General features: G+C 69.0%; 21 protein-coding genes. 19 read left to right on the top strand and 2 right to left on the bottom strand.

Features of this window, described 5'->3' with window-relative positions; genetic code table 11:
* The first annotated feature begins 74 nt into the window (after window positions 1-74).
* The 4 genes from KOD61_RS06295 to KOD61_RS06310 all read left to right on the top strand — a co-directional run bounded on the left by KOD61_RS06295 (window position 75) and on the right by KOD61_RS06310 (window position 5,134).
* Complete coding sequence (locus KOD61_RS06295) at window positions 75-878, top strand: glycine zipper 2TM domain-containing protein (RefSeq protein ID WP_215220181.1); 804 nt, start codon at window positions 75-77, stop codon at window positions 876-878.
* 136 nt (window positions 879-1,014) lie between these two features.
* The gene (locus tag KOD61_RS06300) at window positions 1,015-2,178 is read left to right on the top strand and encodes an acyl-CoA dehydrogenase family protein (protein ID WP_215220182.1); all 1,164 of its coding nucleotides are present in this window, start codon (window positions 1,015-1,017) and stop codon (window positions 2,176-2,178) included.
* A 28-nt stretch (window positions 2,179-2,206) separates the two neighbouring features.
* Window positions 2,207-2,761 carry a GNAT family N-acetyltransferase gene (locus KOD61_RS06305; protein WP_215220183.1) on the top strand — a complete coding sequence of 185 codons (555 nt, stop codon included), beginning with the start codon at window positions 2,207-2,209 and terminating at the stop codon, window positions 2,759-2,761.
* Between the two features lie 81 nt (window positions 2,762-2,842).
* A complete protein-coding gene (locus KOD61_RS06310) occupies window positions 2,843-5,134 on the top strand; it encodes a thiamine pyrophosphate-dependent enzyme (RefSeq protein ID WP_215220184.1) in 2,292 nt (763 codons plus the stop codon).
* A gap of 15 nt (window positions 5,135-5,149) precedes the next feature.
* Here KOD61_RS06310 and ygfZ read toward each other — a convergent pair whose 3' ends face one another.
* Window positions 5,150-6,016, bottom strand: a complete 867-nt coding sequence (gene ygfZ / locus KOD61_RS06315) for a CAF17-like 4Fe-4S cluster assembly/insertion protein YgfZ (RefSeq protein ID WP_251370678.1) — start codon at window positions 6,014-6,016, stop codon at window positions 5,150-5,152.
* A 77-nt stretch (window positions 6,017-6,093) separates the two neighbouring features.
* On the opposite strand from ygfZ, the gene KOD61_RS06320 reads away from it, so the two are divergent.
* From KOD61_RS06320 to kdsB, 15 genes are all read left to right on the top strand, one after another.
* Window positions 6,094-6,216: a DUF1674 domain-containing protein gene (locus tag KOD61_RS06320; protein WP_251370679.1), complete on the top strand. Its 123-nt coding sequence runs from the start codon at window positions 6,094-6,096 to the stop codon at window positions 6,214-6,216.
* 71 nt (window positions 6,217-6,287) lie between these two features.
* Window positions 6,288-6,707 (top strand): succinate dehydrogenase, cytochrome b556 subunit, encoded by a 420-nt coding sequence (sdhC, locus tag KOD61_RS06325; RefSeq protein WP_215220185.1) that lies wholly within the window; start codon window positions 6,288-6,290, stop codon window positions 6,705-6,707.
* Window positions 6,704-7,114 (top strand): succinate dehydrogenase, hydrophobic membrane anchor protein, encoded by a 411-nt coding sequence (gene sdhD, locus KOD61_RS06330; RefSeq protein WP_215220186.1) that lies wholly within the window; start codon window positions 6,704-6,706, stop codon window positions 7,112-7,114. The genes sdhC and sdhD overlap by 4 nt, the downstream gene beginning before the upstream one ends.
* Before the next feature lie 6 nt (window positions 7,115-7,120).
* Complete coding sequence (sdhA, locus tag KOD61_RS06335; protein ID WP_215220187.1) at window positions 7,121-8,914, top strand: succinate dehydrogenase flavoprotein subunit; 1,794 nt, start codon at window positions 7,121-7,123, stop codon at window positions 8,912-8,914.
* 21 nt (window positions 8,915-8,935) lie between these two features.
* A complete protein-coding gene (locus tag KOD61_RS06340; RefSeq protein WP_215220188.1) occupies window positions 8,936-9,718 on the top strand; it encodes a succinate dehydrogenase iron-sulfur subunit in 783 nt (260 codons plus the stop codon).
* A gap of 25 nt (window positions 9,719-9,743) precedes the next feature.
* Window positions 9,744-10,004: an FAD assembly factor SdhE gene (locus KOD61_RS06345; protein ID WP_215220189.1), complete on the top strand. Its 261-nt coding sequence runs from the start codon at window positions 9,744-9,746 to the stop codon at window positions 10,002-10,004.
* A gap of 1 nt (window position 10,005) precedes the next feature.
* Entirely contained in the window at window positions 10,006-10,410 is a 405-nt protein-coding gene (locus KOD61_RS06350; protein WP_215220190.1) for a hypothetical protein, read from the top strand.
* An 18-nt stretch (window positions 10,411-10,428) separates the two neighbouring features.
* Window positions 10,429-11,673: a lipoprotein-releasing ABC transporter permease subunit gene (locus tag KOD61_RS06355; RefSeq protein ID WP_215220191.1), complete on the top strand. Its 1,245-nt coding sequence runs from the start codon at window positions 10,429-10,431 to the stop codon at window positions 11,671-11,673.
* A gap of 4 nt (window positions 11,674-11,677) precedes the next feature.
* Entirely contained in the window at window positions 11,678-12,379 is a 702-nt protein-coding gene (gene lolD, locus KOD61_RS06360) for a lipoprotein-releasing ABC transporter ATP-binding protein LolD (protein WP_407074578.1), read from the top strand.
* Window positions 12,380-12,412: 33 nt separating this feature from the next.
* On the top strand, window positions 12,413-14,836 hold the full coding sequence (locus tag KOD61_RS06365) for a DNA internalization-related competence protein ComEC/Rec2 (protein ID WP_215220193.1): 2,424 nt from the start codon (window positions 12,413-12,415) through the stop codon (window positions 14,834-14,836).
* 25 nt (window positions 14,837-14,861) lie between these two features.
* Window positions 14,862-15,524, top strand: coding sequence for a MotA/TolQ/ExbB proton channel family protein (locus tag KOD61_RS06370; protein ID WP_215220194.1), 663 nt, complete (start codon window positions 14,862-14,864; stop codon window positions 15,522-15,524).
* Window positions 15,525-15,527: 3 nt separating this feature from the next.
* Window positions 15,528-15,962: an ExbD/TolR family protein gene (locus tag KOD61_RS06375; protein WP_215220195.1), complete on the top strand. Its 435-nt coding sequence runs from the start codon at window positions 15,528-15,530 to the stop codon at window positions 15,960-15,962.
* Complete coding sequence (gene msbA, locus KOD61_RS06380) at window positions 15,959-17,707, top strand: lipid A export permease/ATP-binding protein MsbA (RefSeq protein WP_215220196.1); 1,749 nt, start codon at window positions 15,959-15,961, stop codon at window positions 17,705-17,707. The genes KOD61_RS06375 and msbA overlap by 4 nt, the downstream gene beginning before the upstream one ends.
* Window positions 17,704-18,735 carry a tetraacyldisaccharide 4'-kinase gene (gene lpxK / locus KOD61_RS06385; protein ID WP_215220197.1) on the top strand — a complete coding sequence of 344 codons (1,032 nt, stop codon included), beginning with the start codon at window positions 17,704-17,706 and terminating at the stop codon, window positions 18,733-18,735. The genes msbA and lpxK overlap by 4 nt, the downstream gene beginning before the upstream one ends.
* On the top strand, window positions 18,713-19,495 hold the full coding sequence (gene kdsB / locus KOD61_RS06390) for a 3-deoxy-manno-octulosonate cytidylyltransferase (protein ID WP_215220313.1): 783 nt from the start codon (window positions 18,713-18,715) through the stop codon (window positions 19,493-19,495). Before lpxK ends, kdsB begins: the two co-directional genes overlap by 23 nt.
* On the opposite strand, the gene KOD61_RS06395 is transcribed toward kdsB, so the two are convergent.
* Window positions 19,496-20,788 (bottom strand): DUF445 domain-containing protein, encoded by a 1,293-nt coding sequence (locus KOD61_RS06395; protein ID WP_215220198.1) that lies wholly within the window; start codon window positions 20,786-20,788, stop codon window positions 19,496-19,498.
* Window positions 20,789-20,899 lie beyond the last annotated feature (111 nt).

The raw sequence follows: 20,899 nt of genomic DNA on the forward strand, positions 1-20,899 counted from the left end.
CGTTCAGGTGTGCGGTGGTGCAATGCGCCCACCACACCGACGGGTCCACGAACGACCCTTGCAGGAGGCTCTCAATGAACAAGAATCTGATCGCAGTTGCCCTGGCTTCGCTGCTTGTCGGTGGCGTCGCCGTCGCGGCCTACCAGAGCTTCCAGGGCGATGCGCCCGACACCGCGCTTGCCAACCCGGACGCCCCGGCGTTCGTCGGCGCCGAAGGCGACTTCGCCACCGACGGCAGCATCCAGGGCATCGAATACGCCGATGTCGTCGAAGTCGAGCCGGTGACCGAGAAGCGCGAGCTATTCGCGACCGTGGTCAGCAGCGACCCGGTCCGTTCGACCAGCACCACCTCCACGCCGCGCCAAGTCTGCGAGGACGTGGTGGTGCAGGAGCGGCTGCCCGAGCGCGATGGTAACGTCGGCGGCACCGTCGCCGGTGCGGTGATCGGTGGCCTGATCGGCAACCAGGTGGGCGGCGGCAACGGCAAGAAGGTCGCGACCGCGGCTGGCGCCGTGGCCGGCGGCTACGTCGGCAACCGGGTGGACCGCAACCATGTGGGCGGCCGGGTTGTGGAGCGCGTCGAGACCAACTGCCGCACCGTGACCGACACCTCCGAGTCCTCGACCGTGGTCGGCTACGACGTGACCTATCGCAACGCCGACGGCACCACCGGCACCATGCGCAGCAACAGCAAGCCGGCGGACCGCATTTCGCTCGGTACCGAGGACCAGGTGGTCGGTTACGACGTGACCTACCGCTACGACGGCCAGGAGCAGACCGTGCGCATGGACGACGAGCCGGGCGAGCGCCTGCCGGTCATCGACGGCGAGGTGGTCGTGCAGACCGCTGCCGCTGCGAGCGCCACCACGAAGGGCTGATCCAGGCCTGCCGTGCAGTACCCCGCGGGGCCGGAGCAATCCGGCCCCGCTTCGTTTGGGGCCGGCACCACGCCGGCGCGTGCCTTCGCCGCGGGGCGGCCCGTACAATGGCCGCTTTCCCGACTCCGAGCGCACCATGGCCCTGCACCCCTACGACCTGTACGACGTCCGTTCCCTGCTCAGCGAAGAGGAGCAGGCGGTGCAGGACACGGTGGCGCGGTTCACTGATGAGCGCGTGCTGCCGATCATTGGCGACGCATTCGACCAGGGCCGGTTCCCGAAGGAGCTGGTCGCCGAGATCGCCGAACTCGGCCTGCTCGGCTCGACCCTGCCGGAGCAGTACGGCGGCGGGGGGCTCAACTCGGTCAGCTACGGCCTGATCTGCCAGGAGCTCGAGCGCGGCGACAGCGGCATCCGCAGCTTCGTCAGCGTGCAGTCCTCGCTGTGCATGTACCCGATTTTCGCTTACGGCACCGACGAGCAGCGCATGCGCTGGCTGCCCGACATGGCCGCCGGCAAGGTGATCGGCTGTTTCGGCCTTACCGAGCCGCACGGCGGCTCCGACCCGGCCAACATGAAGACCCATGCCAGGAAGGACGGCGACGACTGGGTGCTCAACGGCGCCAAGATGTGGATCACCAACGGCAACCTGGCCGACATCGCGATCGTCTGGGCGCAGACCGACGACGGCATCCAGGGGTTTGTCGTCGAGAAGGGCATAACCGGCTTCGCTGCGCAGGAGATCAAGCACAAGATGTCGCTGCGCGCCTCGGTCACCTCGTCGCTCTTCTTCGACAACGTGCGCGTGCCCGAGGCCAACCGCCTGCCGAACGTGAAGGGCCTCAAGGGTCCGCTCGGCTGCCTCACCCAGGCGCGCTACGGGATCACGTGGGGCCCGATCGGCGCGGCCATCGCGTGCCTGGACGAGGCGCTCAACTACAGCAAGGAGCGGATCCTGTTCGACCGTCCGCTTGCCGCCAACCAGGCCGCCCAGCTGCGGCTGGCCGACATGGCGCGCCGGATCACGTCCGCGCAGCTGCTGTCGCTGCAGCTGGGCCGCCTGAAGGATGCCGGCAAGATGGCGCCGACGCAGGTCTCGCTCGCCAAGTGGAACAACTGCCGGATGGCGATCGACATCGCCCGCGACTGCCGCGACCTGCTGGGCGGTGCCGGCATCACCACCGAGCACGCCGCGATCCGCCACGCGCTCAACCTCGAGTCGGTGATCACCTACGAGGGCACCGAGACGGTGCACCAGCTGGTGGTCGGCCGCGAGCTGACCGGCATCAACGCGTTCTGATCCTGCCCGATACCCACGGAGCACCGTGATGGCTGCGAACCCGCTTGGCCCCACCCTTGAAACCGAACGCCTGATCCTGCGTCCTCCGGTCCTCGAGGACTTCGAGGGCGTGGCCGAGCTGCTGGCCGACGAGGAGGCCGCGCGGCACATCGGCGGCCACATGCCGCGCGAGGCGGCGTGGCGGAGGTTCCTGCAGATGCCGGGCGCCTGGGCGATGCAGGGGTTCGCGATGTTCTCGGTGGTCGACAAGGCCAGCGGTCGCTGGATCGGCCGGGCCGGACCGTGGCAGCCGGAGGGTTGGCCCGGGACCGAGGTGGGCTGGTCGTTCCTGCGCTCGGCGTGGGGCAAGGGTTACGCGCGCGAAGCGGCGATAGCCGCGATCGACTGGTCGTTCGACCATCTCGGCTGGACCGAGGTGATCCACTCGATCGCGCCCGCGAACACGGCCTCGCAGGCGCTCGCTGCCCGCCTCGGCTCGGTCAACCGCGGTCCCGGCCGGTTGCCACCGCCGCACCAGGATTCGCCGGTGGATATCTGGGGACAGAGCCGTGAAGAGTGGCGCGCCCGGCGCGGGTCGCTTTAGCACGGCCTCGTTGCATCGCGTGGGGCGTCGCCCTGCGTTCGATTCACTTCGCGGCTGAAGCCGCTCCTACAGCACGCATCCATGTCAAACATCGCCCAGCCCATTCCCGCCCGCATGCGTGGCCTCAACCGCGCCGAGATCTGCGACGTCAACTTCAGTGAGTTCGTGCGCGGGTGGGACGGTCGCGTCGACGCGGCGCCCGCCGCGTGCGAGGCGATCCTCGAGGGCAGTGCGCTGGATGCGCAGGGCTTCCGCGAGATGTTCGAGTCGCAGCTGGTCAGCCGCCACCTGGACCTGATGGCGCGCGTGCTGCGTGTGGAGAACAAGGTCTTCTACACGATCGGCTCGTCCGGGCACGAGGGCAACGCGATGGTCGCGCGCGCCACCCGGCACACCGATCCGGCGTTCCTGCATTACCGCAGCGGCGGGTTCATGGCCGAGCGGTTCCGCAAGCTGCCCGGAATGGATCCGGCGATGGATTCTGCGCTGTCGTTCGCTGCCAGCAAGGACGACCCGGCCAGTGGTGGCCGGCACAAGGTCTGGGGCAGCAAGCCGTTGTGGGTGTTGCCGCAGACTTCGACCATCGCGTCCCACCTGCCGAAGGCCCTTGGCACGGCGATCGCGATCGAGGCCGGGCGTCGGATCGGCCATGCGCTGCCGATTCCCGACGACAGCATCGCGATCTGCTCCTTCGGTGACGCCTCGAGCAACCATGCGACCGCCCAGACCGCCTTCAATGCCGCGGCGTGGACGGCATACCAGAAGCTGCCCGCGCCGGTGCTGTTCGTCTGCGAGGACAACGGCATCGGCATTTCGGTGAAGACTCCTAACGGCTGGATCGCGCGCAACTTCTCGCAGCGCCCGGACCTGGATTACTTCTACGCCGACGGGTTGGACCTGGCGAACGGCTATGGCGACGTCCAGCGCGCGGTCGAACACTGCCGCCGCACCCGCCGCCCCACCTTCCTGCACCTGCGCACGACCCGGATCATGGGCCACGCCGGGACAGACTTCGAGATCGAGTGGCGCTCCATCGAGGAGTTGTGCGCCGTCGAGGCCAGCGATCCGCTGCTGCGTTCGGCGTCGATCGCCCTCGAGTCGGGCTTGATGTCAAAGGACGAGGTGCTCGCGCTGTACGAAGCCACCCGCAAGCGCTGCTTCGCCGCCGCTGAAGCCGCCGACCGCACGCCCAAGCTGGACCGGCTCGACGAGGTGATCGCACCGCTTGCGCCGTATACGCCGGCGGCCGTCCGTGCCGAGGCCGAGCGCGCTGACTTTGCCGGGCGGCGCCTCCAGGTGTTCGGCAGCGAAGAGAAACTCCCCGAGCACCAGCCTCCCAGGCACCTGGCGATCCAGATCAACAACGCGCTGCACGACACCTTTGCCAAGTACCCCGAGGCGTTGCTGTTCGGCGAGGACGTGGCGCAGAAGGGTGGCGTCTACACCGTCACGAAGGGCCTGCAGAAGGCGTTCGGCCCGCGGCGGGTGTTCAACACGCTGCTCGACGAGACGATGATCCTCGGCATGGCGCAGGGGTTCGCCAATGTTGGCCTGCTACCGATCCCCGAGATCCAGTACCTCGCGTACTTCCACAACGCCTGCGACCAGATCCGCGGTGAGGCGGCGAGCCTTCAGTTCTTCAGCAACGACCAGTACCGCAACCCGATGGTCGTGCGTATCGCCGGACTGGGTTACCAGCGCGGCTTCGGCGGCCACTTCCACAACGACAATTCGATCACCGCACTGCGCGACATCCCCGGCCTGGTGGTCGGCTGCCCGTCGCGCGGCGACGACGCGGTCACCATGCTGCGTACGCTCACCGCGCTGTCCAAGGTCGACGGTCGGGTCAGTGTGTTCCTGGAACCGATCGCGCTGTACATGACCAAGGACCTGCACGAACCGGGCGACGGCGGCTGGTTGACCACGTACCCGGCACCGGGCGAGGCGATGACGCTGGGCGAGGGTAGGGCGTACCTGCCCGCGGACGGAGACGGGGATGACCTGGTGATCCTCACCTACGGCAACGGCGTGCCGATGAGTCTCCGCGCGGCGCGCACGATCGAGCAGCGCCATGGCTGGAAGGCGAAAGTGGTCGACCTGCGCTGGCTGGTGCCGCTCAACGACGCCTACATCGTCCAGCAGGCACGCAATGCGAAGCGGATCATCGTGGTCGACGAAGGGCGGCACAGCGCCGGCGTCGGCGAGGGTGTGATCACCGCGATCGCCGAAGGCGGGTTCGCCGCGCGCCCGTTACAGCGCGTGGTGGGTACCGATACCTACACGCCGCTGGCCGGGGCCGCGTTCCTGGTGATCCCGGGTGAACAGGACATCGTCGATGCCGCCGACCGGCTCGCGGCGGGTGAGGGCGGTTAAGCCGGCCCGAAGCGATCAGCGGGCCAGGCCCTCGCGCAGCGGGCGTTCGCCCACCGGACTGTCTCCAACCGACAGCGGCGTCGCCTCGCGGTCCAGCGGCATCACCGCCAGTGACAGGTGGCGGCCGTCCTGTCCCGCACTGGCCACCACGGTGCCGACCGCCCGTGCATCGCCAGTGACTTCTGCGCCCGGTGCGATGGCGCGGTCTGATTCAAGCAGTGCGAGCCCCCGCTTGGCCTTCCCGAGGAAGTGCGTGCGGGCGACGATCTCCTGCCCCGGATAGCAGCCCTTCTTGACGCTGAAACCGCGAATCCGTTCCAGCGAGAGTTGTTGCGGTGTCCACTGGCCGGACTGGTCCGGTCCCAACCGGGGAAGGCCGTGCTCGAGGTCGAACATCCGCCAACGTTGCAAGGCGGCATCGTCCACTGCGGGTGCCGGGCAGCCCACGCGCAGCAGGCGCGGCATCTCGGGTGTGCCGAGGTCGAACTCGGCCACGCCGTCGTGCTCGACAAACCTGTTCCGTTCCGCCCGCTCCGGCTTCGCGAAGGCTCCGCCGACAACCAGGTCGTCGCGCACGGTCACGGCCACCTTGCTGCGGAACACGAACCGGCGAAGCGCTTCGGCCAGCCCGCTCGGATCGAGGTCGGGCAGCAACAGCCAGATCCGGTCATCCGACCAGCTCGCCACGGCAAAGAGCGCGACCGTGCGCCCCTTCGGTGTCAGCCAGCCGCTCCACTGCCAGTGGCCGGGCTGCAAGCCGTTGAGATCGTTGATGAACTGGGCCTGCGCGAAGGTTGTCGCGTCGCGTCCGGCCAGCTCCACCACGTGCAGGTCCGGCATAGCAAAAAGCGCGCCAGGCAATGGCTGAAGCTTGTCATGCATGGGGTCGGGATTTAAGCTTGGGCGCTGTGATGATAGGCCAAACCACTCCAGAACCCGCTTTGCCGACGGACTCCGACGTGCCTTCTCAGGCAGTGGACAACAAGCCGGACGAGGTCGCGACGGAGTACGGTGGTCGCGACGGCCCCGAGCCCACCCGCTACGGCGACTGGGAAAAGAACGGTCGCTGCATCGATTTCTGATCGTCACCCGCAAGCGTCTCCCGATCCACTTCCGCCACGCGGCACAGCCGCCCAGCCGAGACAGCCATCGCATGGCCAACCAGCAACGCGTCAGCGACCGCCCCCGGGCGCGGCCACTCTCTCCGCACCTGCAGGTCTACAGCTGGCAGGTGCAGATGGTCACCTCGATCCTGCACCGCGGCACCGGCATCGTGCTGGTGCTGGGCAGCCTGCTGGTCGCCTGGGGCCTGGTCGCGCTGGCCGCGGGTCCGGTGCAGTGGGCGGACTTCGCCGAGTGCGTGCGTTCGCCGCTCGGCTTCCTGGTGATGTTCGGCTGGAGCTGGTCACTCGCTTACCACCTGATCAACGGCATCCGCCACCTCGCACAGGACGCCGGCTACGCGTACGAGATCAGCAGCTTCGTGCGCAACAGCTGGATCTCGATCTTCGGCAGCCTCGTGCTCACCGCGATCATCTGGCTGCTGGCCATGACCCAGTGGGGGAACGCATGAGCATCCAGAATCCCGGCCGCCACACGCCGAACCTGCGCCACCCGCTCAAGCGCGCCCGGGGCCTGGGCTCGGCGAAGGACGGTACGCACCATTTCGCGATCCAGCGCATTACCGCGATCGCGCTGGTCTTCCTGACGATCTATGTCGCATGGCTGGTGCTGTCGCTGGTCGGCGACGACTTCGCCACCGTCCGCGCCACCGTCGCACGGCCGTGGAACGCGACGCTGCTGGTGGCCTTCCTGGTCGCGTCCTTCTGGCACGCGAAGCTGGGCCTGCAGGTGATCATCGAGGACTACGTCCACACCCCGTGGCTGGCGGCGACGTCGCAGCTCTCGGTCATTTTCGTCTGCGTACTCGCGGCCATTGCCAGCGTGCTCGCCGTCATCCGCATCGCGCTCGGGGGCTGATCCGCAATGCCTGCTGCATACAAGATCCAGGAACACAAGTTCGACATGATCGTGGTCGGTGCCGGTGGCGCCGGGCTGCGGGCCACGTTCGGGCTGGCCCAGAAGGGCCTCAAGACCGCCTGCATCACGAAGGTGTTCCCGACCCGGTCGCATACGGTCGCCGCACAGGGCGGCGTGGCCGCGGCGCTCGGCAACATGGGCGAGGACGATTGGCGCTACCACTTCTTCGATACCGTCAAGGGTTCGGACTGGCTGGGCGACCAGGACGCGATCGAGTACATGTGCCGCGAAGCCATCCCCGCGATCATCGAGCTCGAGCACCAGGGCGTGCCGTTCTCGCGCACCGAGGATGGCCGCATCTACCAGCGTCCGTTCGGTGGCATGACCACCAAGTTCGGCGAAGGTCCGCCGGCACAGCGCACCTGCGCGGCCGCCGACCGTACCGGCCACGCGATCCTGCACACCCTGTACCAGCAGTCGCTGGCGCATGACGCGCAGTTCTTCGTCGAGTACTTCGCACTCGACCTGATCATGGACGCTGACGGCGCCTGCCGCGGCGTGCTTGCGCTCGAGCTCGAGACCGGCACGCTGCACCTGTTCCGTGCCCAGGGCACGGTGCTGGCGACCGGCGGCTACGGACGCGCGTACTTCAGCGCGACCTCGGCCCACACCTGCACCGGCGATGGCGGCGGCATGGTGCTGCGCGCCGGCCTGGCACTGCAGGACATGGAGTTCGTGCAGTTCCACCCGACCGGCATCTACGGCGCCGGCTGCCTGATCACCGAGGGCGTGCGCGGCGAAGGCGGCATCCTGCGCAACGCCAACGGCGAGCGGTTCATGGAGCGCTACGCGCCGAGCGTCAAGGACCTCGCGCCGCGCGACATGGTCAGCCGTTCGATGACCATGGAGATCCGCGAGGGCCGCGGCGTCGGCGAGCACAAGGACCACATCCTGCTCGACCTGACCCACCTGGGTCCCGAGGTCATCCACGAGAAGCTGCCCGGCATCGCCGAGTCGGCCCGCATCTTCGCCAACGTCGACGTCGAGAAGCAGCCGATCCCGGTGATTCCGACCGTCCACTACAACATGGGCGGCATCCCGACCAATTACCACGGTGAAGTGGTGCAGTTGCGGGACGGCAACCCCGACGCGGTGGTGCCCGGCCTCTACGCGATTGGCGAGGCCGCTTGCGTCTCAGTGCACGGCGCCAACCGCCTCGGCTCGAACTCGCTGCTCGACCTGGTCGTGTTCGGCCGCGCGGTGGCCAACCGCTGCGCCGAGACGATCACGCCGGACGGCGCACACCCGACGCTTGCCGGGGACGCCTGCGACGAAGCGCTGTCACGGCTCGACCGGCTTCGCAACGCCAACGGTGGGACACCGACCGCGGTCATCCGCGACAAGATGCAGCGCACCATGCAGGCCGACGCGGCGGTGTTCCGCACCGGCGAGACGCTCGGCGAGGGCGTGGCGAAGATCCGCGAGATCCACGCGTCGTTCGCCGACGTCAAGGTTTCCGACCGCTCGCTGATCTGGAACTCCGACCTGGTGGAGACCTACGAGTTGTCCAACCTGCTCGGACAGGCGCTGGGCACGATCGTGTCCGCCGCCAACCGTACCGAATCGCGCGGCGCCCACGCCCGCGAGGACTACCCGGAGCGCGACGACGTCAACTGGCTCAAGCACACCCTGTGCTGGGTCGGCGAAGACGGCGGGACGAAGATCGATTACCGCCCGGTCCACATGCACACGCTGAGCGGCGACGTCGACGTCATCCCGCCCAAGAAGCGCGTGTACTGATCCGGCAGCAGGAAAACCGAAATGGCCGAATTCGCTCTCCCGAAGAACTCGCAGATCCAGCAGGGCCGTCACTGGCCGGCCGACGGTGCGAAGAACCCGCGCACCTTCAAGGTCTACCGCTGGAACCCGGACGACGGCATGAACCCTCGCGTGGACACCTACGAGGTGGACATGGCGGCCTGCGGTCCGATGGTCCTGGACGCGCTGATCAAGATCAAGAACGAGATCGATCCGACGCTGACCTTCCGCCGGTCCTGCCGGGAGGGCATCTGCGGTTCTTGCGCGATGAACATCGACGGCACCAACACGTTGGCCTGCACGAAGGCGATCGATGACTGCGGCAAGGCCGAAGTGCCGATCTACCCGCTGCCACACATGGAGGTGGTGAAGGACCTCGTCCCGGACCTGACCCATTTCTACGCGCAGTACGCCTCGATCAAGCCGTGGCTGCGCACGCAGAGCGCGACGCCGTCCGACCGGGAGCGCCTGCAGTCCCCCGAGGACCGCAAGAAGCTCGACGGCCTGTACGAGTGCATCCTCTGCGCGTGCTGCTCGACCTCGTGCCCGAGCTACTGGTGGAACGGCGACCGCTACCTCGGTCCCGCCATCCTGCTGCAGGCCTACCGCTGGATCGTCGACAGCCGTGACGAGGACACCGGTGCGCGGCTGGACGATCTCGAGGATCCGTTCAAGCTGTACCGTTGCCACACCATCATGAACTGCGCGCGCACCTGCCCGAAGGGCCTGAACCCGGCCAAGGCGATTGGCGAGATCAAGAAGTTGATGCTCGCGCGCCGGACCTGACCGGCGCAGTAGCGTGCAGCACCCGATGACCGACGAGGACAAGGCGGAGCTGCGACGGCTCCGCTGGAAGTCCCGCCGTGGCATGCGCGAGCTGGACCAGTTGTTCGGGCGTTACCTGGACCGCCTGTGGTGGAAGGATCCGCCGGCCAGCCGCGGGGTTTTCCTACGGCTGCTGGATTGCGAGGACGATAAGCTCTGGCACTGGTTCATGGGTCACGACACCCCCGCCGATGCCGAGCTTGCCGCACTGGTCCACCGAATCCGGGCGCTACCTCCCGCCGAATGACGTGGGCGCCACCTTCCGGTGGAAGCCCTCGCGCTGGCTGGTCGTGGGCCTCGTCCCGCTCGGGCTGCTGGCCGCGCTGTCACTGGGCGCATCCGACCTCGACATCGTCTTCGCAGGCCCGGTTGCGGCGGCCGCTGCCACGTATGGGTCATTGCTGGCGTGGCGCGAGGCGAAGCGGCCGGCCCGGACGCTGGTCATCGACGGCAATGGAGAGCCGATGATCGACGGCGTGCCGGTGGATGGCCTGCGGATCGCGTGGCGCGGCGCACTGGCCTTTGCCCGCTGGTCCAGCCCGACAGGCGCCGTCGAACGCCTGGTCTGGTGGCCTGACACGTTGCCCGCAGACCGGCGTCGTGAACTCCGGATGGCCATGCCGGTCGAAACCTCTCCGCGCGTGGCGTGTTAGGTGGCACCATACCGGGCTATGTTCAAACCCATCCCAGTCGCCATCGGCCTGCGCTACCTGCGCGCCAAGCGCCGCAATGGCTTTATCTCCTTCATCTCGCTTGCTTCCATCCTCGGCATCGCGCTGGGCGTGGCGGCGCTGATCACCACTCTGGCGGTGATGACCGGCTTCCAGCGCGAGATCCGTGACCGCATGCTGCAGATGGCCGCCCACGCCACCGTCAGTGCCTACGGCGAACCGATTACCGACTGGCAGCGCGCGGTCGACCTGGCGCTGGCCGACGAGCGCGTCGCCGGGGCGGCACCGTACGTGGAGAAGGAGGCGCTGCTCAATGGCGCGCGGCAGCAGCCCGCGTTCGTGCGCGGCGTCATTCCTGCCGATGAGCGGACTGTCTCCGTGCTGGGCGACAAGATGGTGCAGGGCGAACTGGAGTCGCTCGAACCCGGCGGCTTCAACATCATCGTCGGGCGAGAGCTCGCGGCGTGGCTGGGCGTGGGCATCGGCGACGACGTGGTGATGATGCTCGCCGATGCACGCGGCTCGCCGATCGGCGCATTGCCGCAGTTCAAGCGCTTCATCGTCAGCGGCGTGTTCGAGGTCGGCTACAACGAGTACGACCGGAGCATGGCTTTCGTCCACATGGAGGATCTGCAGCGGGTGCTCCGCATGGGTGAGGGCGTCACCGGCGTACGCCTGAAACTCCATGACATGAACCTGGCCTGGAACGTTGCCCGCGACCTGGCCATCGAGCTGGACGGGCCGTACCAGGTCAGCGACTGGACCACCGACAACGCCAACATGTTCCGGGCGCTGCGGATGGAGAAGACGATGATGGCGATCCTGCTGTCGCTGATCATCGCGATGGGCGCCTTCAACCTGGTGTCATCGCAGGTGATGCTGGTTACCGACAAGCAGGCCGACATCGCCATCCTGCGCACGCTCGGCCTGAGTCCGCGCGGGGTGATGACGGTGTTCGTCGTCCAAGGCAGCCTGATCGGCGTGATCGGTACGGTCCTGGGGGTGGTCGGCGGCATCCTGCTGACGCTCAACCTCGAATCGATCCTGTTCGCGATCGAGAAGGTCTTCGGCATGACCCTGTTGCCCGAGGACGTCTATTACATCACCGGCTTGCCGACCGAACTGAAGGGCAGCGACGTGGTCGCGATCGCCGCGGTGGCACTGGCGATGGCGCTCGTCGCGACGATCTACCCGGCCTGGCGCGCGGCACGGACCCCGCCGGCGGAGGCCCTGCGCTATGAGTAAGCCGATGGATGGGCGGGAAACGGTACTGAGCTGCGACAGCCTGGGTATGGTGTACGCCGAGGGGAAGATGCGCACGCCGGTGTTCGACGGGCTCCACCTCGACGTCCACAAGGGCGAGACGGTCGCGATCCTCGGCGCATCGGGCGCCGGCAAGAGCACGTTGCTGCACCTGCTCGGCGGACTGGATACGCCAACCTCGGGCGAGGTGTTCGTGGCGGGTAAGAAGATGAGCGCCCTGTCCGACACCGCCCGTGGCGCGCTGCGCAACAAGGCGCTGGGGTTCGTCTACCAGTTCCACCACCTGCTGCCCGAGTTCACCGCAATCGAGAACGTCATGCTGCCGGTCCTGCTTAACGGCACCGGCGTCGCCGAGGCGGAGTCGCGCGCACGCGGGCTGCTGGAGTCCGTCGGGCTCGGGCATCGCCTTGGCCACAAGCCAGGTGAGCTTTCGGGTGGCGAGCGCCAGCGCGCGGCCGTGGCGCGGGCCCTCGTCAACCAGCCGGCCTGCGTACTCGGCGACGAGCCGACCGGCAACCTCGACGAGAAGACCGCTGCAACGGTGTTTGACTTGATGCTCGAGTTGAACCGCGAGCAGCACACCAGCCTGGTGCTGGTCACCCACGACCGCCGGCTCGCACGCCGGCTCGACCGCGTGCTCGAACTGCACGAGGGCAAGCTGCGCGAGCTGGCCCCGGAAGAAGTCTAGACAGGGATGTAAACCATGGACGAAGCGGCAAGGATGCCGCGTGACCCCGCCGCACCCACAAGCATTGCCCAGACCTGGCCCACGACAGCGGCCGTACCTCCGTTCGGGATCGCGGTGGCGATCGGGTTGCTCTGCGGAGTCGCTGGTTGCCTGAGGCTGCCGGCATTGCCTCCTGCGTGGACGCTCGTGGTGCTGTTGTCGCTGGGACTTGCTGCCTGGTGGCGCCTGCGTCGAGTGCGATGGCTGGGCGCGGCACTGGTGGGACTCGGGCTCGCCGGGTTGCATGCGGCATACGCGCTGTCGGTGCAGCTGCCACCCGACTGGGAACAGCGCGAGGTTCGGGTCGCCGGGCGAGTCGTGCAGTTGCCCGAGCACCAGGACCGGCGGACGACGTTCTCGTTCCGGGTCGACGGCGGGGCGGATCATCCGACGGAGCTCCAGGGACGACTGCTGCAGCTGGCCTGGTACGACGACTTCGACGGCACCCCGACCGGTCGCGACCGCCTGCATGCCGGCCAGCGCTGGGAGTTCTCCGTCCGTTTGAGGGCGCCCCGCGGCCTGCGGAATCCGGGACGGTTCGACAGCGAGAAGCACGCACTCGCCGATCGGCTTACGGCCCGCGGCCACGTGCGCGAACCGTACGGCGCCGTGCTGGTCGGACCGGCACGCGGCGTGGATGCCTGGCGCGAGCGCATGTCGGGTCGCATCGCCGGCGCCGTGCCGTCTGCGGCCTCGCGGTTCGTGCGGGCGCTCGCGCTCGGTGACACGCGCGGCTTGTCCGACGACGACTGGCTGGTCCTCCGGGCCAACGGACTGACCCACCTGATCGCGATTTCCGGGTTCCACGTGGGCCTGGTCGCCGGCTTCGCGGCGCTGCTCGCGTCGGCCGTCTGGTGGCTGCTGCCTGCACTGGGTCGGCGGTGGCCTCGACCGGTCGCGATGGCGGTGGCCGGCTTGGCGGGTGCGCTGGGGTACGCGGCGGTCTCCGGCTTTGCGTTGCCCACGGTACGCACCGTCCTGATGGTCGCGGTGGTCGCCGGCGTCCGCGCCAGCCGTCGGTCCACATCCATGTTCGAGGCGCTGGCCCTTGCCGCGATCGCCATCCTGTTGTTCGACCCGCTGGCGATCCTCGGGGCAGGGTTCTGGCTCAGCTTTTTCGGCGTGGCCTGGTTGCTGTGGTGCCTGCCCGATACCGGGCGACGCCCGGTACGCGACCTGGTGTCGGCCCAGGGGGTTGCCACGGTGGGACTGCTCCCGCTGGGCGTGGCGCTGTTCGGCGAGGCGTCGCTGGCCGGCCCGCCGGCCAACCTGGTGGCGGTGCCCTGGTGGAGCCTGGTGGTGGTCCCGCTGTCGCTGCTCGGTACGTTGCTGGACGCGTTGCAACCCGGTTGGGGCGACTGGGCGTGGCGGCTCGCGGCCTGGTGCTTCGAACTCAGCTGGCCGCTGTTCGAACGCTTCTCGGACAGTGGATTGGCGCTGTGGTGGTTGCCGGAACCCCGCTGGTTCGCGTTGCCGCTGGCGATGCTGGGGGCGTTCTGGCTGCTGTTGCCCCGTGGCCTGCCGGGACGCCCGCTGGCACTGATGCTCTGGTTACCGCTGCTCTGGCCGGACCGCAACCTGCCGTCGCACGGCGAGGCCGAGCTCCAGGTGCTCGACGTCGGGCAGGGGATGTCGATCCTCGTCCGAACCGCCGGCCACGCGCTGCTGTACGACATGGGCCCGGCCACGCCCGGCTACGATGCCGGCGCGCGCGTGGTGTTGCCGGCGCTCCGTGCGGCCGGCGTGCGCCGGCTGGATCGCGCGGTGGCCAGCCACGGGGACAGCGACCATGCGGGCGGGTTCGGCGCCGTGGTCGCGGCGATCCCCGTCGGTCTCGCGGAAGCGCCGGACGGCGCACCTGTGGAGGGCACGCAGCCGTGTGTCGCCGGGACCGGGTGGGAGTGGGACGGCGTGGCGTTCAGATACCTCCATCCGACACCGCATTTCCCGTACCTGGGAAACGAGGCGAGCTGCGTTCTGCGGGTCTCCACGCCGCACGGCAGCGCGCTGCTGACCGGCGACATCGGCAAAGTGATCGAGCGCGGTCTGGTGCGGCGGGCCGACGAAGATCGCGCGGACGCCATTCGCGCCGAGGTGGTGCTCGTTGCGCACCACGGCAGCGGCAGCGCTTCCGACCCGATGTTCGTCGCAGCCACGGGCGCGCGCCACGCGTTCGTCTCCAACGGGCACGGCAACCGCTTCGGCCACCCGCGGGCGGACGTGGTGTCCCGCTGGGAGGACGCGGGCGCAAGCGTGCTGACGACCGCCGAGGGCGGCGCGCTGTCGGTCCGGCTGGTACCGGGCGGTCCACGGGTCGAAACGCGACGCGCCGCACATCCGCGGCTGTGGGATGCCGCGCGCCGGGCGGCGCAGGCCCCGGCAGCCGCGCCGGCTGGGCTATCCTACCGGCCGGAATAGATCGGCCACGGGCCGGAGGTTGTGCGTGCTGGAACTGGTCAAGGCCGGCGGTTGGCCGATGATTCCCCTCCTGGCACTGACCGTGCTCGCGTTGGCGATCATCCTCGAGCGGGCCTGGACGCTCCGACGCATCGCCGTCGCGCCGCCCAACCTGGGGCAGGAAGTCCGGACCTGGGCCGCGGGTGGCACGCTCGACCCGGCGCATATCGACTCGCTGCGCGCGACGTCGCCACTGGGCGCACTGCTGGCTGCCGCGCTCGACGTCCGCCACCGCCCCCGCGACCAGATCCGCGAACGCATCGAGGACGTCGGCCGGCACCTGGTCCACCGGATGGAGCGCTACCTCAACACACTCGGCACCATCGCCGCCGCGGGTCCGCTGCTGGGGCTGTTCGGCACCGTGGTCGGCATGATCCAGATGTTCCTGGTGATCGGTGAAAGCGGCATGGGCGACGTCAACGAGCTCGCCGGCGGCATCGGCAAGGCGCTCGTCTGCACCGCCACCGGCATGATCGTCGCCATTCCCGCGCTGATGGCGCACCGCTGGTTCCGCGGCCGCATCGCCGAGTACATCGTCGACATGGAGCACGAGGCGATCCGCCTGCTCGACACCCTCCAGCCAGCGGCCGCGTCGGCCGAAGTCGCGGCGGGCGGCCACGGCATCAACCCGCCGGTGAGCGCGAGCTGAGCGATGCGTATCCGCGACCACCGCGCCGACGACGAGCCGGAGATCAACCTGGTCCCGATGATCGACGTCATCCTGGTGCTGATCATCTTCTTCGTCGTCACCACCACGTTCGACGCGCGCTCGGTGATCAAGCTCGAGTTGCCGAAGGCGACCGGCGAACAGACCGAGGCCACCCAGCCACTGGTGGTACTGGTCAATGCCGAGGGGCGCTACTTCGTCGATGACCGCGAGGTCCTGCGCACCGACAGCGGCGCGCTGAAGGCGACCATTGCCGAGGTGGCCGGCAACGACCGCGACCGCCCGGTGATGCTGCGTGCCGACGCGCGCACGCCGTACCAGGCCGTGGTGACGGTATACGACGCGCTGGGCCAGCTCGGATTCAACCGTGTCATGAGCGCCACCGCGCCGGCAGGCGAGGGCAGCGGAGCCGTTCCGTGAACGAAGCCGCCACCCCGTGGCAGGTCTATCGGCGGCTGCTCCGTTTCGCCCGCCCGTACCGTCCGCTGCTGGTCATTGCGGGCATCGGCATGCTGTTCGAGGCCGCCTCGGCCGCAGCGTTCACCAAGCTGATGGAGCCCGTGGTCGACGAGACCTTCATCGATCGCAACAGCGAATTCAGCCTCGTCCTGCCGATGGCGATCGTCGCCTTGTTCCTGCTGCGCGGCGTGGCCGGCTACATCACCGACATCCACATGGCCAAGTCCGGCCGTGGCATAGCGCGCGACCTGCGCGTCCAGGTGCTGGGCAAGTACCTGCGGCTGCCGGGGCTGCGCTTCGACGCCGAGCCGGTGCCGTCGATGCTGGTGCGGCTGGGGTCGGACAGCGACCAGGTCGCCCAAGCCGCGATCGACGCGATGAAGGTCATGCTGCAGCAGACCCTGCAGGTGATCGCGATGCTGGGCGTGATGCTGTGGACCAGCTGGCAGGTCACCATCGCGATCCTGATCATGGCGCCGCCGCTGGCGTGGATCATGGACAAGGTGGGCAAGCGCTATCGCCGCATCAGCCACAAGATCCAGGAAAGCGGCGCGGCGCTGATGCAGTCGGCCGACCAGGCCCTCGGCAACCAGCAGGAGGTCAAGGTGTACGGCGCGCAGGCGGTCGAGCTGGAACGCTATGCGGCCCAGGCCAACCACCACCTCAAGTTGACCCTGAAGGTCGAGTCGACCCGCAGCATCTCCTCGGCGATGGTCCAGCTGATGGGGTCCATCGGACTCGCTTTGCTCCTGTTCTTCGCCGGTCGCGAGGCGATGGCCGGACGGCTCAGTGCCGGCGGCTTCGTCACCCTGATGATCTCGATGATGGCGATCATCCCGTCGCTCAAACAGCTCACCAACGTGCAAGGCATGTTGCAGCGTGGCGTGGCATCGGCCGACCGCCTGTTCGACGTGATGGACGCCGGTGACGAGCAGGACGAAGGCACCCGGCCCCTCGACCGCGCCCGCGGCGAGATCGAGTTCCGCGACGTCAGTGCCCGCTATGCCGGCCAGGCCACCCAGGCACTGACGGACATCAGCTTCTCCGCGCGGCCTGGCACGGTCACCGCCATCGTCGGCCGCTCGGGCAGCGGCAAGTCAACGCTGATCAAGCTGATCCCGCGCTTCTACGAGATCGAATCGGGCCAGATCCTGCTCGATGGCCATCCGCTGCGCGAGTACCGGCTGGCCGACCTGCGCCGGCAGATCGCGCTGGTCGGGCAGCAGGTGATGCTGTTCGACGGCACCGTGGCGGCCAACGTGGCCTACGGCGAGCTGGAACAGGCGTCGCCAGACGGGCTGGAGCGCGCGATCCGGGGTGCCAATGCGATGGAGTTCGTCGAACGCCTGCCCGATGGCGTCGAGACCGGCATCGGCAGCAAGGGCGGCCGGCTGTCCGGCGGCCAGCGGCAGCGTCTTGCGATCGCACGGGCGATGCTCAAGGACGCACCGATCCTGATCCTCGACGAGGCCACCGCCGCGCTCGATACCGAGTCCGAGCGGCTGGTCCAGGATGCGCTCGAGCGGCTGATGCCGGACCGCACCACGCTGGTCATCGCGCACCGGCTGTCGACCATCGAGCACGCCGACCAGGTGCTGGTGCTCGATGAAGGCCGCATCGTCGAGCGCGGCACCCATACCGAGCTGCTGGAGCGGGGCGGGCTGTACGCCCACCTGCACCGCATGCAGTTCCGCGAGGTCCAATGAACCCCGGTCCGACCGGTCCCTCGAACCGGCGCGAACACCAGCCCGCCTACTGGTATGGCGAGGCCCCGGTGCCGCTGGGCGCCCGCCTGCTGGCCTCGGTGTATGCGGTCGTCACCAGCGCCCGCCGCTGGCTGTACCGCAAGGGCTGGTTTGGACGCAGCCACCCGGGCGTCCCGGTCATCGTGGTCGGAAACATCACTGCGGGCGGCGCCGGCAAGACGCCGCTGACGATCGCACTGGTCGAGCGCCTGCGCAGCGAGGGCTGGAACCCCGGCGTGGCCAGCCGCGGTTACGGCCGCACCGACGTCGCTGATGCCGTGTGGGTGGACGCCGACACGGCGCCCTCGATCGGAGGCGACGAACCGGTCCTGATCGCCCGCCGCACCGGTGCACGCCTGCGCGCCGACCGCGATCGTGCCGCCGCGGCCAAGGCGCTGGCCGAAGCGGGTTGCGACATCGTCATCTGCGACGACGGCCTGCAGCATTACCGACTGCAGCGCGACATCGAGATCGAGGTGGTCGACGGCCGCCGCCGCTATGGCAACGGCCAGCTGCTCCCGGCCGGTCCCCTGCGCGAATTGCCCGAGCGCGGCAGCCAATGCGACTTCCGCGTGATCAACGGCGGCGAGGCCGGCTTCGGCGAATGGCCCATGCGCTTGCTCGCCGACCGCGCAGTGCCGGTGCGCGGGGGCCGGCCGCGGCCACTGGACAGCTTCGCCGGCCACCGGGTGCATGCCGTGGCCGGGATCGGCAACCCCGACCGCTTCTTCACGATGCTTCGTGGGCTCGGGATCGCGGTGGTGCCGCACGCGTTCGCGGACCATCACCGTTACCGCGCCGCGGATTTCGAGTTCGGCAGTCCGCTGCCAGTGCTGATGACCGAGAAGGACGCGGTGAAGTGCGCGGAGTTCGCCACCGACGCCTTCCACAGCGTGCCGGTGCAGGCCGAGCTGCCCGAAGGGTTCTGGGTGTCGCTGCTGGACCGGTTGCAGGCGCTCGACCAGAATCGCGGCCATGAGTCCGATTGACTTCGTAGTCGCCATCCCCGCCCGCCACGACGCCACGCGGCTGCCCGGCAAGCCGCTGCGTCTGCTTGCCGGCGAGCCACTGGTGCTGCATGTCGCCCGCCGTGCGCTGGCCGCCGGCGCGCGCGAGGTCTGGGTTGCCGCCGATGACCCGCGCATCGCGGAGGCGCTCCAGGGCAGCGGCGTGCAGGTCGCGATGACCTCGCCGGCGCATGCATCGGGTACCGACCGGCTGGCCGAGTGTGCACGTATCGCCGGCTGGGACACTGGTACCGCCGTGGTCAACCTGCAGGGTGACGAGCCTTTCGCGCCGGCCGAAGGGATCCGCGCGGTCGCGGCGTTGTTGCGCTCCAGCGGTGCCGAGATGGCCACCCTGGCGGCGCCGGTCGAGGACGTCGACACCTTGCTCGACCCCAACGCGGTCAAGCTCGTGCGGGCCGCCAGCGGCGATGCGCTCTATTTCAGCCGTGCGCCGGTGCCCTGGCCGCGCGATGCCTTCGCCGCGGACCGCAGCCGACTGCCCGCCGGCCACGCCTGGCTGAGGCACATCGGCATCTACGGGTACACCGCCGGGTTCCTGCAACGCTTTGCTGCAATGCCGCCGGGACGGCTGGAGCAGGTGGAATCGCTGGAACAGTTGCGTGCGCTCGAGGCCGGGTGCCGGATCGCGGTGGCGCTCACGCCCGCGCCGTTTCCACCCGGCGTCGACACGCCCGACGACCTCGCCCGCGCCGAAGCGCTCATGGCCTCGCAGCCGGGCTGATCAGCGACCCAGCCAGGCGATCAGCTGGACGATCCCGAACAGCACGCCGCCGATCAGCGCCCCGATCGCGGTGCCGTTGTAGCGGATGTACTGCAGGTCGCTGCCGACGCTCAGCTCGAGTTCGTCGACCAGCTCGCGGGTGTCCCAGCGGCCGACACGCTCGACGATGAAGTCGCGGATGCTGCCGCGGTAGCGGTCGACCATCGGCTCCACCGTGGCGCGCAGCCAGCCGTTGAGCCAGTCGCGCATGGAGGTATCGGCCGACAGTCGCTCCCCCAGCACCATCGCGACCCGCCCGGCGCGGGCCGCGATCTCGGAGTCCTCGCGCAGCAGGTCCTGCCGCAACCACGCCAGCACGTCGTCCCACAGCCCGCGCACGTAGCGGGGCAGGGCCGGGTCGTCGAGCAGGCGGTCGCGCATCTCGCCGACCTTGCGCTGCAGCGCCGGGTCGCTGCGCAGTCGCGCGACGAAGTCGGCGGCGTAGTGGTCGAACCGCAGGCGCAGCTCGTGGTCGGGCTCGGATGCCATCTCGTCGACGAGGTCGCCGACGCCTGCCACCACGCGTTCGGCCAACCGCCGGGCAACCGGCTCGTCCAGCCCGGTCAGCCTGAGGACGGACCAAAGCTGGGGCGCGATGCGCGCGGCCACGGTCTCCTGCGTCCCGGGGTCGGTCAGCACCCCGGCAATGTCCCGCAATACGCTGTCCAACAGGGCCTGGTGCCGGCGCTGGTGGGTCATGACCTCCAGCACCTGGCCTGCCAGGGCGGCGACGTCCATCCGCCGCAGTTGCTCGCGCGTCAGCCGCTCGAGGAAGGCATGGAGCCGCTCGCTGTCGAGCAAAGCGAGCAGGTGCGGTGACAGGTCGACCACCAGCCGGCCGACGCGTGCGGCGTTTTCCGGTCGTGACAGCGCGACGGCCAGCCGCGAGGCGGGATCGAACTCGTCGAGCTTGCGCATCACCTCGCCGGGCTCGAGGAAATGGTTGCAGATGAAGTCGGCCAGCGCCCGGCCGAGGGCATCCTTGCGGTTCGGGATGATCGCCGTGTGCGGGATCCAGCGCTGGCCGAGCGGGTGGCGGAACAGCGCGACCACCGCGAACCAGTCGGCCAGCCCGCCGATCATCGCCGCCTCCGCCATCGCCACCAGCAGGCCGAACGCCCAGTGCGGATGGCGCACCTCCATCCAGGTGGCCGCCACGAACAGCACTGCCGCAGCCGCGAGCATCGCGACCGCCACGCGTTTTCGGCGGGCGAGGGCGACGGCGCGGGGCGATACGGCGACCGGAGGTAGCATGCGTCGATCATTGCAGCGACCGCCGGTGCACGCCACCCGGCCCGCGGATGAATACGGCCGGACGGCGCCACACGCGCGCCGATTGCACGGGCGATAATCGACCCCATCCAT

The sequence above is a fragment of the Lysobacter luteus genome, assembly GCF_907164845.1.
In the GTDB taxonomy this organism is placed as follows: domain Bacteria; phylum Pseudomonadota; class Gammaproteobacteria; order Xanthomonadales; family Xanthomonadaceae; genus Novilysobacter; species Novilysobacter luteus.